Source organism: Pedobacter nutrimenti (genome assembly GCF_032678445.1).
In the GTDB taxonomy this organism is placed as follows: Bacteria; Bacteroidota; Bacteroidia; order Sphingobacteriales; family Sphingobacteriaceae; genus Pedobacter; species Pedobacter nutrimenti_A.
This window is the reverse complement of sequence record NZ_JAVTSQ010000005.1, coordinates 205,481-219,713: the sequence shown is the minus strand read 5'-3', so window position 1 is coordinate 219,713 and position 14,233 is coordinate 205,481. Positions and strand designations below refer to the sequence as shown.

The 14,233-nt window shown below is 39.8% G+C and carries 8 protein-coding genes; all 8 read left to right on the top strand.

Annotated elements, in window-relative coordinates; genetic code table 11:
• Nucleotides 1-2 precede the first annotated feature (2 nt).
• The 8 genes from R2S08_RS10575 (at nt 3) to R2S08_RS10540 (ending at nt 14,213) form a co-directional block, all read left to right on the top strand.
• The gene (locus R2S08_RS10575; RefSeq protein WP_316835150.1) at nt 3-2,381 is read left to right on the top strand and encodes an ABC transporter permease; all 2,379 of its coding nucleotides are present in this window, start codon (nt 3-5) and stop codon (nt 2,379-2,381) included.
• Nucleotides 2,382-2,399: 18 nt separating this feature from the next.
• Nucleotides 2,400-4,793: an ABC transporter permease gene (locus R2S08_RS10570; RefSeq protein ID WP_316835149.1), complete on the top strand. Its 2,394-nt coding sequence runs from the start codon at nt 2,400-2,402 to the stop codon at nt 4,791-4,793.
• Between the two features lie 140 nt (nt 4,794-4,933).
• Nucleotides 4,934-5,995 carry a sensor histidine kinase gene (locus tag R2S08_RS10565; protein ID WP_316835148.1) on the top strand — a complete coding sequence of 354 codons (1,062 nt, stop codon included), beginning with the start codon at nt 4,934-4,936 and terminating at the stop codon, nt 5,993-5,995.
• The gene (locus R2S08_RS10560; RefSeq protein ID WP_316835147.1) at nt 5,992-6,705 is read left to right on the top strand and encodes a LytTR family DNA-binding domain-containing protein; all 714 of its coding nucleotides are present in this window, start codon (nt 5,992-5,994) and stop codon (nt 6,703-6,705) included. The genes R2S08_RS10565 and R2S08_RS10560 overlap by 4 nt, the downstream gene beginning before the upstream one ends.
• Nucleotides 6,706-6,797: 92 nt before the next feature.
• The gene (locus R2S08_RS10555) at nt 6,798-8,585 is read left to right on the top strand and encodes a hypothetical protein (protein ID WP_316835146.1); all 1,788 of its coding nucleotides are present in this window, start codon (nt 6,798-6,800) and stop codon (nt 8,583-8,585) included.
• A gap of 148 nt (nt 8,586-8,733) precedes the next feature.
• On the top strand, nt 8,734-9,417 hold the full coding sequence (locus tag R2S08_RS10550) for an ABC transporter ATP-binding protein (protein ID WP_316835145.1): 684 nt from the start codon (nt 8,734-8,736) through the stop codon (nt 9,415-9,417).
• A 25-nt stretch (nt 9,418-9,442) separates the two neighbouring features.
• The gene (locus R2S08_RS10545) at nt 9,443-11,815 is read left to right on the top strand and encodes an ABC transporter permease (RefSeq protein WP_316835144.1); all 2,373 of its coding nucleotides are present in this window, start codon (nt 9,443-9,445) and stop codon (nt 11,813-11,815) included.
• A gap of 25 nt (nt 11,816-11,840) precedes the next feature.
• Nucleotides 11,841-14,213 (top strand): ABC transporter permease, encoded by a 2,373-nt coding sequence (locus R2S08_RS10540; RefSeq protein WP_316835143.1) that lies wholly within the window; start codon nt 11,841-11,843, stop codon nt 14,211-14,213.
• The last annotated feature ends 20 nt before the right edge of the window (nt 14,214-14,233 follow it).

Here is a 14,233-nt window from a genome sequence, read left to right as displayed (position 1 = left end):
ATATGTTTAGACTGAACCTTAAAATCGCTTTGCGGAATCTGTGGAAAAACAGGGTTTATACAACCATAAATATTGGAGGTCTTGCTATTGCGCTGGCGGCTTTTATCGTCGTGGTTTTATATGTGACTTACGAGACGAGCTATGATAAAAATCTGCCGAATTATGATCGGATCTATTTGGTTGGAAGAAGTTTGCCGGATTCTAAAACAGATTATACACCAGCGCCACTTTCTAAACTGATCAAAGATAATTTAGGGGAAGTTGAAGCAGCCGGAAGGGCAAGAAATACCTGGTTTGAGTTTCCTGTGGTTACCGAGCGGGGAAGGGTTTATTCGAATAAGGCATTACAATTGGACTTAGAAACGGCTAAGATGTTTGAGATCCGGCCGGATAAGAGGCTAATAGAGACGAAAAGCATGCTGCTCGAAGCGTATTTACCCGATCTGTTTCTAAAGGAATTGTTCCCAAATGAAAAGGTCAGTTTTCCTAAGTTGGTTCGCATTGGGCCTAAAAAAGCCGGGCAGACTGGGGAAATCAAGGGGATAATCAATAGGTCAGATGAGCACTCAAATCTTAAATTTGACTTCCTCGCTTTAGGGAGGGACATTAGCTTTGGTGATCAGGATTACGGTACTAATAATTTTCAGACTTATATACAGGTCAGAAAAGGGACAGATATTACTGCCCTTCAACAAAAAATAGATCTGTTGTATAAAAAAGAATTGATCAAATCTGGTGTTTCTACCGCAGATCCAAGAATAGCCGGACGGACGATTATCTTTCTTGACCCTTTAAAGAACCTGCATTTAAAACCCATGGCTGGTACGGATACCAATTACAGTATTGTGATTGCACTTTTCTGGCTGAGCATCTTGATCATGGCGATTGCATGCATTAATTTTACCAATTTAACGATTGCACAGGCCAATAAAAGAGCAAAGGAAGTTGGTCTGAAAAAAGTGATGGGTGCTTACCGGTTTGATCTTATCTTTCAGTTCCTGACGGAGATCTTCATGCAATGCCTATTGGCGATGATACTGGGTGTTATTTTGGCTGAAGTACTACTACCTGTTTTTAACAATTTGTTTCAGATTCCATTAACACTTTTGAAAAGTGGTACCGTTCTTTTGTGGCAATTGCCGTTGATTTTAGTAGTCGTTACAATTATATCGGGTATTTACCCTGCATTTGTACTTTCCGGGTATAGGCCTGCTTCTGTACTTAAAGGGGATCTGCAGACCAGTTATAAAACATTTTGGTTAAGGAACACGCTATTGGCTGGACAGTTCAGTATTGCAATCATTTTTATTGTGGGATTATTAATTGTAAATGATCAGTTGAAGTATATGCGTGCTGAGGATACGGGCTTCAAAACAAATCAGGTGGTCTATGTTAAAAATACGCAGTACTATAATAAACCAGCAGATTTTGATCTGGCTAGAAACAAGATTCTAAAAATACCTGGAGTTAATGCTGTAACCGTAGCATCTGATATCCCTGATGGATCTAAGCCAGGAAACAGTAGGTATAAGTTGAACAACAGAGAGTTATCTATTGATTTCCTGGATGTTGATTTTGATTATTTTGAAACGCTTAATATCAAACTTAAAGAGGGGCGTTTTTTCTCTCGTGATTTTAATGCAGATAGTATTAATTCTGCAATCCTCAATGAAACTGCAGCGGCCAGATATGGGCTTGCCAGTCCGGTTGGCAAAACAATTCGCGGTTGCGATATGGATTATAAGATTGTTGGTGTCATTAAGGATCTTAAGGCGCAGGGATTTGAAAAGGCTGTTGAACCAACTATATATGCGATAAAGAATCCATGTAATAACAGAAAAGTAAAGATCATGGTTAATATAGATCAAAATAGAATGGCTTCTGTTCTTGCTGCATTAAAATCTCAGTGGTTAGATATTAATAAACTTGATGGGGAAGATTTTAGGTATGAATTCCTGGACGAATTATATGGCCGGTTATTTAAAAAACAGGAACAGTTGCAATCTGTGTTTTTCTTTGCGGCCATATTGACCATTTTCATTGCGGTGCTGGGCTTATTTGCTTTTTCTGCTTTTACAACGAACAACAGGATTAAAGAAATATCGATAAGAAAGATACTTGGTGCTACTGATTTGCAAATGTTTAAGTTACTGAATGTTTTTTTCATCTGGATTGTATTGATCGCTAATCTGATCGCGTGGCCACTAGTGTATCTGCTGGCCCATCAGTGGCTGAACATGTTTGCTTATCGAATAGATATGCCTTTTTTACCATTCCTGATTGCTGGAATTATATCTTTCACGCTGACCTTATTGACCGTTACTATACAAGCTGGAAAAGTTGTTAAAATGAGTCCGGTTGATGCATTGAAATATGAATAATCCTTAAAACTGATTTATATGTTTAAATTGAATTTAAAGATTGCATTGCGTAATCTGTGGAAATATAAAGGATATACTCTGATTAATATTGCAGGCTTATCTATTGGGATGGCCAGTTGTATTCTGATCTTTATTTTTATAAGGTATCAGATGAGTTTTGATCAGCAATTTAAGTATAAAGACCGTATTTTCAGGGTGGTTTCTTATTGGAAATACGCTGATGGAGAAGAATACCAGAGAGGCGTACCTATACCATTGATGCCGGCATTACGTAATGATTTTGCTCAAATGGAGCAGGTAGCTCCGTTGCAGAGAGGTGGAGGAATTGTCCGGGTTAAAGATGATTCGGGTCGCGAAAAGATTAAAGAAGCAGTTACGTTGTTTTATGTGGAACCACAATTCTTTAAAATATTTGATTATAAATGGCTTCAAGGGAATCCGCAGGAGGCATTGTCCTCTCCAAATACGGTGGCATTGTCTGAAGAAATGGCCACCAAATATTTTGGTGACTGGCGTAAAGCTGTAGGGCAGACCATTAATTATCAGAATAAAAAGGATCTGAAAGTAACCGGGGTTTTTGAAAATATTCTGGAGAATACCAGCAATCCGGTAAAAATTGCAGTTTCTTATCTGACTTATAACAAGCATGATGATAAAAACTGGGGAAATGTTTCTTCGGGAACTGAATGTTATGTTCTGTTAAAGGAGGGCATACATCCTGCAGATCTTAAGGCAGGGATGAGAAAATTTATAGAAAAATATTATGATGAAGAAGACCGGACAAGGACACAACATTTCTTTCAGCCGCTGTCTGAAATTCACTACGATGGTCATTATGGAAATTTTGCGGGTAAGCTGATGCCGAAGAGCCAGATTCTGGGCCTGATAGTTATTGGTTTATTTTTACTGATTACGGCCTGCATCAATTTCATCAATCTGGAAACAGCACAGGCCATCAGCAGGTCTAAAGAGGTAGGGGTGCGTAAGGTAATGGGTAGTTTAAGGCGGCAGCTCATTACGCAGTTCTTAACAGAAACATTCACTATAACTCTTATCGCACTGGTTTTAGCTTGTGCACTTACAGAACTTGCTCTGCCGGGGATGGCTTCTTTGTTTAAGGAGCGTATTTCTTTTAGCCTTCTCGAGCATCCTGTTGTCTTTGTTTTCCTCGCAGGTCTTGTGGTATTGGTGGGCTTTCTGGCTGGGTTTTATCCGGCCATGGTGATGTCTGGCTTTAGTCCTGTATTGGCCATTAAAAATAAAATAAGTTCGGCCAATTCAGGCGGATTAGGGCTTCGTAAAGCGCTTGTGGTGGTCCAGTTTTCGATTACCATCATCCTTGTCATCGGAACTCTGGTGGTTCTGGCGCAAATGAAATACATGCGGGAAAAGCCACTTGGTTTTAATTCCAAGTCTGTTGCACTGATCGATGTTCCTGCTGATAGTTTGAGTTTGCAGAAGTTCGATGGCCTTAAAGAAAAGATCATAAAGCTGCCTGGTGTATTGAATGCCAGTTTTTGCATGACTTCTCCATCTTCAGACGACAACAACTTTACCAGTATTACCTACCGGAATGATAAGGATGAAGATTTTCAGGTGAATACGAAGCCTGCAGACCAGGATTATTTTAAAACATTTGACCTGAAACTTATTGCAGGCAGGGGCTTATCTAAAAATGATACGATAGCAGAATATGTGATCAATGAAACCTTGCTTAAAAAAATGAACCTGGCTAATCCCGAAGACGCTCTGGGAAAAATGATAAAAATAGGGGGCAGGGCCAGGTCTCCAATTGTTGGCGTAACGAAAGATTTTAACAATCTGACACTGAAAGAAGCCATTTCGCCTATTGCTATTTTTTCTTCCAAAAAGCATGTCAGCATGATTGCTGTTAAATTGGAAACCAAGAATATGATGACTGCTATGCCGGCAATAGAGAAAATCTGGAATGCAACATTTCCTGAAGATGTTTATGGTTATACATTTATGGATGATGTGATCGGGAATTATTATAAGAGTGAACAGGTAATGGGAATATTGTTTAGGGTATTTGCGGTGGTCATCATTTTTATTTCATTCATTGGTTTGTTTGGCTTGATCTCTTTCATTGCTTCACAAAGAACCCGGGAGGTAGCGATCAGAAAAGTATTAGGTGCTACGACGCTGGAGCTGATTAAAATGCTGAATGGATCCTTCCTGCTTATGGTTTTTATTGCAAACCTGGTGGCATGGCCGCTGGCTTATGTTTTGATCAGCAGGTGGCTCTCGGGTTATACCTATAGAATCGACCTAAGTATCTGGCCTTTTGCTATCGCAATGCTGATTTCAATGGGCATTACATTGATTACGGTGAGCTTACGTTCTTATAAAGCTGCCAGGACGAACCCTGTTGATGCATTGAAATATGAATGAATCCGGGGATGAGATACTTGTCCGACTTGGGGTATTTGTCTAATTTTTATGGCAGTTGGTCTAAATTATAGTTCGGTAGGCTTGCGGGTACTTATCTTTAGGTATAGCGCTGAGAAATAATGAATATACCTCTGGACTCCATGCCTGTAATTTCTGAAAAGGAACCATTCCTGCGTTTTGTTGTTGATTCAAAGTTTAAAGTTTACAGACGTATCCTTCTCTTCGGCTTTCTGACGTTTTTACTCATGGGTGAAAATACGAAGCACGAGTTTTCTGATCAGACCTTTATGCTGCTCAAAATGGGTGGTTTTCTGATTGCGGTTGTATTGATTTCTATTAACATATATATCCTTGTTCCTGTATTTTTATTTAAAGGACGGTATGTATGGTATGCTGTATGGGTTTTTACGATTATCCTCCTTTCTTTTGCTTTTTTTACCTTCCTGAAAACCTGGCTTCCTACATTAAGGATTAAGCCGGATGAGCCCATACCCACGGACGATAATTTCTGGGGAGACTTTATGGCGATCACCATTATGCTGGGTGTTTTATGTGCGGCTACTACTGCTCTGAAACTCTTTCAACGCTGGATACGGGACAATTACCGGATCATGCAATTAGAGAATATCCGCATGCATACTGAACTGGATCTATTAAAGAGTCAGGTCAATCCACACTTTTTGTTCAATATGCTGAACAATAGTCAGGTATTGATACAAACCGATCCGGAAAAAGCGAGTCAGATTTTGGTGAAGTTATCCGATTTGTTGAGATATCAGTTATACGACAGCAGCAGACAAGAGGTATTGCTGAGTGCAGAGATTTTATTCCTGGTTCATTTTTTGTCTTTAGAAAAGACGCGCAGAGATTATTTTGAGTTTGAGGTGCGGCAAGAGGGAACAGATGAGCAGGTTCTTCTGGCACCTCTGTTATTTATCCCTTTTGTTGAAAATGCGATAAAACACAATATCCAATCTGTAAATGGGGCTTATGTTCATCTGAGGTTCAGGCTTTCCAAGGGGGTGTTGATTTTTGAATGTATGAACCCTAAACCATTGGGACGGATGGAAGAAGGGGTATCGGGGGGATTAGGTTTGCCAAATGTTAAACGGCGTTTGGAGTTGCTTTATCCAGGTAGACATCATTTGATGATTGCGGATTATGCAGATCGTTACCATGTTTGTTTAACTTTAAATTTATGAAGTGTGTAATTGTTGATGATGAGCCTTTGGCCAGAGAAGGGATACAACTACTGCTACGGGCCTACCCGGAAATGAAACTGGCCGGTTGTTTTAATAATGCCGCCGCGGCGGGATCTTATTTGCTGTTGAACCCGGTAGATCTGGTGTTTCTGGATATCCGGATGCCGGGGATAAATGGAATAGACTTTGCCCGATCGCTAGGGAAAACAACGATGGTTATTTTTATCACTGCTCATGTGGAATATGCATTGGAAAGTTATGAGGTAGATGCCATAGATTACCTGGTTAAACCGATCCATCCGGAAAGGTTTCAAAAAGCCATTTCGAAAGCTTTAAGTTATTTTAATTTACTGTTGCAGGAAAAGAATGATACTTCTATTGAATTTGGTTCTCAGGCCTTTCTATTTGTTCGGGCTGACCGGCAATTTGTTAAGGTAGATTTTAAGAATCTTCTTTTTATAGAGGGGCTTAAAGATTATGTTATTCTTCATCTTTCAGATCAAAAACTGATGACTGCAATGAATCTTAAAGCAATTCATCAGAAACTTCCACCGGAACTGTTCATAAGAGTCAGTAAATCTTATATTGTAAATACAACCTATATTAAAGTTTTTGATAACAATAATATCTATATTGGAGAGCAGGAAATTCCTATTGGTAACAATTACCGTAATTTTTTCTTTGAAACTTTTGTGAAGGATAAAAGATAAATTCCTTTTTGGTCTAAAATTAAATGGCTTTTGTCTAAACTCCAGACTGAAATTTGCAACAGAACTTAACTTAGAAATAAGTTCTACAATCTATGCAAATTAAATTTAAACCTGCGTGCTATTTTCTTTTCTCGGTGTTTGTATTGACCATCTGCCTATGCCTGGAGATCCTGGTGATGGTGAAGCCTGAATATGTAGTTAGGTGGCTGAAGGTTTGTGTATTCAGTTTATTAGGTGTTCTGTCCTGTAATCTGGCTTTTGGATTTGTTTACGGTGAACATAAGATTATCGGTGATCAGGCCTTTATGCGGATCATCAAAAATTTGAAAGCCAATGAGGGGTCTGCTACATTATTAGGATATATGGATAAACTCGTTTTGAGTCAGTCATCTATGTATGTTTTTCCGCGGTTATCTGCTTCAACAATTTACCCTACAAGTTATGGAATGCTCAATGGCTTAGCGGGTGATCATCAAAGTGATCCTGTGCTTCTTGAAGCACAATTGAAGGACCCTGGCTCTGTTCTTCAAAAAATTATAGCGCTGCATCAGGAATATATAGATAAAGGATTAAAGGCTGCGCCAGATGCTGCCCTGGTTGGTATAGACCTTAATTATGCTTTAACTGCTGCGGTGAATTTGTCGCACTTTTATGCCTATGGGAAATCATTTACAGATCAGTTGAAAGGCTTTGATAAAGAAAAGATCAGACAGGCATGTGACAGGGCCTATTTATCAGCGCTGGTTAGGAGCCTTTCTTCTACAAATGCCATAAAGATGTATGTAAGTTTACATTTGATTGCGATCAATACGGCAGAACAAAGCGGTAAAATGGCCAGGCTTGGTGACCAAAATGGAGCTTCGGACTTGTTACAGGCTGCTTTGTTCTTAAATGGGTTTGCGGATCATTTTCTGGAAGATTCCTTTTCGTCGGGGCATCTGGTGGTAAACAGGACTGTATTGGCGTCGTTTACCAATAATAAAGCGCTTCATGATTTTTATTCTGAACATGGTACAAGGGTAGTCAACAGAAAAGGGGAGATCTGGAAAGCTTATGGAGATGGTCAGTTTGAAGAAAAAAGCCCGGATGGCGAACGTATTATCACTGCAGTTCAGGCTTCTTTACAGGATTTGATGGATGCTTTTAATACTTCTTTTATTTTGGAGAATAAAGGAGGGTTTTTGGATAGGATACCTGATCTGAAAGATAGTCAAGCTTTATATTTGATTGAGCACATTTCTTCATTGAGCCTGGTTCCTATTCCCTATCATTCAGAGCTGCGGGGCCTGATGGTAAAAAATGTCGTGTTAACGCATCAGATGCAGGAAGCCAATCAATTGCTGTATTATCGTAATTTTATCCGGAGCCGGGTAGGTAATTCTTTTGTGTTCAGTGGTATTACGGAAATATCGAGACCGGTAACGGGCTTTGAACTCAGACTAAATGCGGTTAATTTTAGTAAAAGATATGAATACAACGCCAATGGAGATAAAAAGGGAATGCTGGATTACTGGCATGGTTATACGCTTTCTTACCAGCTCACAAAAAATCGTGAGGGTAATCATGAATTGAGCTCCCAAATCAGTGGGGGATGGAGAAGTAATTTTGATTACTGGTTTAACAACAAGCGTTTTCTAGGCTTGTACAGTTACCTGGAAACCGGATTACGTTTTGAACAGGGAAGTACAGATGTAATTTTTGCGCCTTCCCTTGGAATTCATCTGGGATCTTTATTCAATATCAACTATTATAACATGCCATCCTGGCTAAGAATCCCTGCCATGTACCTTTTGCCACTTAAAGTTCGGTATGGACCGGTATTTTCCTTAAAACAACGGCCAAGGTATTATGCTTCAGTAGAAATGGATGTGTTTTTCTAATACTGGTTAGAGCTGTTCAGGACTGAACGCTTTGATGTCCGATAATGAACAGCCTTATTCGATAAAATAGTCTTATTTTTGAATACAGGCCTCTTTTTGCTCTTGGCACATCGTTGGTAAACAAGATAAGTAATTAATGACACGGAAAATGATAGAATTAAAGAATATAGAAAAGTATTACGCAAACAAAGGGGTAAAGAGCTATATACTCCGACATGTAACCACTTCAATTAAGGAAGGCGAGTTTGTCAGTATCATGGGGCCCTCAGGAGCAGGAAAGTCTACTTTACTGAATATTCTGGGGATGCTGGAAGATTCTACTTATGGAGATTATGAGTTTATGGGAGAAAATATTACTTCTTTAAATGAACGCAAGCGGATTGAATTGTATAGAAACCATATTGGCTTTGTATTCCAGGCCTATCACCTGATTGATGAAATGACCGTGGCTGAAAATATTGAAGCACCCCTGCTCTATAAGAAGATAGGTGGTTCAGAGCGTAAGAGCAGGGTAGCCGATGTACTGGATCGTTTTAATATGGTAGCAAAAAAAGATCTTTTTCCAAATCAATTGTCTGGAGGCCAGCAGCAGCTGGTTGGCATTGCACGGGCCCTGGTGGCTCAACCTTCTATTATTTTGGCAGATGAGCCTACAGGGAATTTACAATCTGCTCAGGCCTTGCAGATTATGGACTTATTTAAAAAATTGAATGAGGAAGAGGGGATTACAATTGTACAGGTGACGCACTCTGAAATCAATGCCGCTTATGGGTCTCGCATCTTGCATTTGCTGGATGGGGTGATCAAGGAAGACGTGGCAACAACGGTATAGGATCAATATGGATTAATTTCAAGGTATGTTTAAACTTAACCTAAAAATAGCCTTCCGGAATCTCTGGAGAAATAAAACAGCTTCTTTCATCAATGTTATCGGTTTGGCAATCGGCCTGGCTTCCTGCTTGATGTTGCTGTTGTATGTTTCTTATGAGTGGAACTTTGATAAACACTTTAAAGAAGCGGGACAGGTTTACCAGGTGATGACCAATTTTAAAGATGCTAACGGAAAGATCACCAGTACCGGAGATGTGACTGGCAATGTCATTGCCGGGGCAATCAAAGAGGAAATCCCAGGGGTAGAGGCCATAAGCAGGTTGGGGTATGGTGGGCAGTCATTGATTGCAAATGGACCGAGCAGTTTTAAAAAAGAAGCCAAGTTTGCAGATCCTGATCTTTTGAAGATCTATAATTATGAGTTTATTGCCGGTAATCCGGGTACTGCCTTGAATGATCCAGGATCGGTTGTCCTTACAGAAAGAATGGCTAAACTTCTGTTTCCAAATGGTGATGCCCTTAACCAGTCTGTTCGTTATGACGACAAGAAGGATTTGAAGGTGAGCGGTGTGATCAAAGATCTTCCTTCCAATACTTCTAATAGGTTTGATTTTTTAATGCCCTGGTCATTTTATGAAACATTGTTTGATTGGGTGAAGGATCCGAGCTGGACGAATTTTAATTGGCAGACATTGGTTAAATTAGACAAGAATGCAGATCTGAATCTTGTCAATTTAAAGATGAAAGGGATGATGGAATTGCATCAAAAAGATACCCATGCGGAATCTTTCTTATATGCGCTGTCAGAAAAACATCTGTACGGAAAATTTGAAAATGGAAAAGGGAGAGGAGGAGATGTAGAGCGTATTTATCTTTTTGCGGGATTGGCCTTGGGTATTTTATTGATCGCTTGCGTCAATTTTATGAATATGGCTACTGCCAAATCAGAAAAAAGAGCGAAAGAAGTGGGGATTAAAAAGACAATAGGAGCTGGCAGGGCTTCATTGATTGCTCAATTCTTTTTAGAAGCCATGCTGCTTACATTGATTGGTGTAGTAGCTGCCATTGCGATGGTAGAATTGTTGCTTCCGACGTTTAATAACCTGCTGCATATCCAATTAAGTGTTTCCGGACTTGCTGGGGGCTACTGGCTATGGATTTTGCTTATTGTACTTGTTACGGGGATGTTGTCCGGGAGTTATCCTGCTCTTTATTTATCTTCATTTGATCCTATTCAGACCCTGAAGAAGAAAGCGACCAGGGCAAAGGCTGTTCCAATGAGTTTGCGGCAAGTGTTGGTGGTAGGGCAGTTTTGTTTTGCCCTGTTGCTGATTATTGCTACTCTTGTGATTTATAGGCAGCTTTCTTTTATCAAGAACCGTCCCCTGGGCTATGATACGAATTTGCTGGTTGAAATGCCTCAGGATGGCCTTTTACAAGGTAAATATGAATTGTTAAGAACAAATTTGGTGAAATCAGGTGCAGTAACTTCTATGTGCCAGTCTTCCATGAGTATCTCTAATGAGGGATCTAATTTCTGGAATTTTGAATGGCCTGGTATGGCCGATCAAGACAAACAAATTGTCTTTAATCAAATTGCTACGACATATAATTTTATTCAAACCAACGGAATAAAGTTAATTCAGGGTCGTGATTTTTCCAGAAATCATGCTTCGGATACGGCAGGGGTTTTGCTGAGCAGTTCTGCTGTGAAAATCATGAATTTAAAGGATCCGCTGGGAACAAATGTAAAATATCATGGACAGAATGCTACTGTTATTGGAGTATTTAAAGATTTTATTTGGGGTTCGCCGTTTTACAGTGACCGGCCTATGGTGGTGGCTTATAGTAAAGACTGGAATGGTGTGATTACGATGCGTTTGAATCCTGCAAACGGTTTAAGTCAGAATATAGATCTGATAAAGACCGTTACTAAAAATATTAATCCAGCTTATCCGGTAGAAGTAAAGCTGGTGAATGAACTTTATGCCAATAAATTACAGGCGGAAAATACCTTGGGAATTTTGTCGAATCTTTTTGGTGGGCTGTCCATTTTTGTTTCCTGTCTGGGATTGTTTGGCCTGGCAGCTTATAGCGCGGAGCAAAGAACGAAGGAATTTGGCGTTCGTAAAGTGCTGGGGGCTTCCATGCTGAATCTTATGCAATTGCTCTCTTTGTCGTTTATGAAGATGATCTTTATTTCTGTTGTTATTGCAATTCCTCTGGGCTATTATCTGATGGGAAAGTGGTTGATGAAATTTGAGTTTCATACCACGATCAGCTGGTGGATCATTGGTATTGCTGCAATAGGTACTTTGTTTATTGCACTATTGACTGTTAGTTTTCAGGCGTATAAGTCTGCAAAAGCAAATCCGGTAGATGCATTGAAATATGAGTAATACCTGGTAACTCAATTGTATATGTATGTTTAGGTTAAATCTGAAGATTGTTTTAAGGAGTTTGTGGAAGAACAGGTCTTCCTCTGTCATCAATATTGCAGGCCTTTCTATTGGTCTGGCTTCCTGCTTGCTCCTGATCTTGTATGTTTCTTATGAATGGAACTTCGATAAGCAATTTAGAGATTCAAAAGGTATTTACCAGGTGATGGTCAATGTGCAGGACCTGAATGGTCATAAAGTAATGACCATTGATCAGACCCAGAATGTACTTGCCCAAACTTTGAAGCAAGAGTATCCGGAAATTGCTCAAATTGCGAGAACGACCAGTCTCTTTAAAAGATTGTTGGCAAATGGCCAAAAGAATATCAAGGTACAGAGCCGGTATGCTGATCCTTCATTTCTTGATATTTTTAACTACCAGTTCATTAGGGGGGATGTAAAAAGTGCATTAACGCAACCAAACTCTATTGTGCTTACGGAAAGTACGGCCCGGCGTTTATTTGGAACTGCAGATGTTTTGAACAAGACTTTGAAGTTTGAGAATCAAAAGGATTTGAAAGTAACGGCCGTGGTTAAAGACCTACCGGAAAATGTAACTTATGCTTTCGAGGCCTTGGTACCCTGGAGGATTTTTGAAACCTTAAACCAATGGCCTGAAAAACCCAATTGGGGAAATCATAGTTTTAACACTCTTCTCAGATTAAACCCGGGTGCTGTAGCAGAGCAATTGAATCTAAAAATAAAACATACTGTTGAACAGCATTTTCCTGTTGCCAAAGAGGATGTCTTTATATACCCGCTGACTAAACTGCACCTATATGGTCATTTTGTAAATGGAAAAAGCAGTGGAGGAAAAATACAACAGCTGAGGATCTTTGTGGCACTTGCACTAGGTATTCTACTTCTGGCCTGTATCAATTTTATTAATCTGAATACTGCACATGCTCAAAAGAGAGCAAAAGAAGTTGGAATTAAAAAAAGCGTTGGTGCATCAAAGCGTTCGCTTGTTTTCCAGTTCCTTTTAGAATCATTCGTTTTAATTGTAATTAGTATAGTGATCAGCATCGTGCTGGCGGAACTCTTTTTGCCTTGGTTTAATCATCTGCTGGACATCAATATTCGGATTAATTATCTGGATCCTGTGAGCTGGCTCATTTTGACTGGCGTGTTATTGTTAACCGCTTTTATGGCGGGCTTCTATCCTGCCTTTTACCTGGCAAACTTTAATCCTGTTCAAGCTTTAAAGAAGCAAGTGCAGCCGTCAGGTATTTATGCCTTGAATTTGAGGCAAATTCTGGTGGTGTTGCAGTTTAGTTTTGCCGTTATACTTATTGTAGTAACCCTAACGATCTATAAGCAAATTCAATTCATAAAAAACAGACCATTAGGTTATCAGTCAAACGGCCTGATTGAAGTTCCCCATGAGGGGCTCTTATATGAACGGTATGATTTATTGAAAAACAGGTTGCTGGCGAGTGGGGCTGTAACAGCGGTTACGCAATCTTCAGATGGAATTACAGAACGGGAGAGCAGTATTCGTGGTCTGGAATGGGAAGGCATGTCTGCAGGAGATAAACTAATTGATTTCGACCAAATCTACACGACAACGGATTTTACAAAGACAATGGGCATCAGGCTGTTGTCTGGCAGAGATTTTAACAGTAAAATGGCTTCAGATACCCTGGGCCTGTTGTTGAGTAAAAAGGCGGTTCAGGTCATGAACCTGAAAGAACCGCTTGGGGCGAGCATACTTTATCAAGGACAAAAAAGGACAGTGGTTGGTGTATTTGAAGATTTTGTATGGGGAGACCGGAGTAAATTTGGTGCACCTATGGTCATTGCTTATGCCACCGGGATCAGCGATGCCATTACTATGCATTTGAATCCTGAAAAGGGCCTGACTGAAAGTGTAGAGATCATTGCTGCACTTTTAAAAGAACTCAATCCTGACTTTCCGGTAGATATTAGGTTCATCGATAACCTGAATGCTGCGAAACTGAAAGAAGAGTCCGTTTTGAGCAGTTTGTCCAATTTGTTTGGTTTTTTAGCCATATTTATTTCTTGTATGGGATTATTTGGGCTTTCGGCTTATAATGCGGTACAGCGTACCAAAGAAATTGGAATACGAAAGGTACTGGGGGCATCTGTGCAGGAATTGATGACGATGTTATCTTCAGATTTTGTAAAATTGGTACTGATCTCTATCCTTATCTCCTTGCCATTGGCCTATATGATTATGGCAAAATGGTTGCAGAATTTTGATGTCCAAACGCCCTTGAGCTGGTGGATCTTTATGCTGACAGCATTGATTACCGTTTTTATTGCTGTTCTAACCGTAAGCTGGCAAACCTATAAAGCTGCGAGGACTAATCCGGTAGATGCATTGAAATATGAGTAATAGTTTTGTACTGCTGGTTA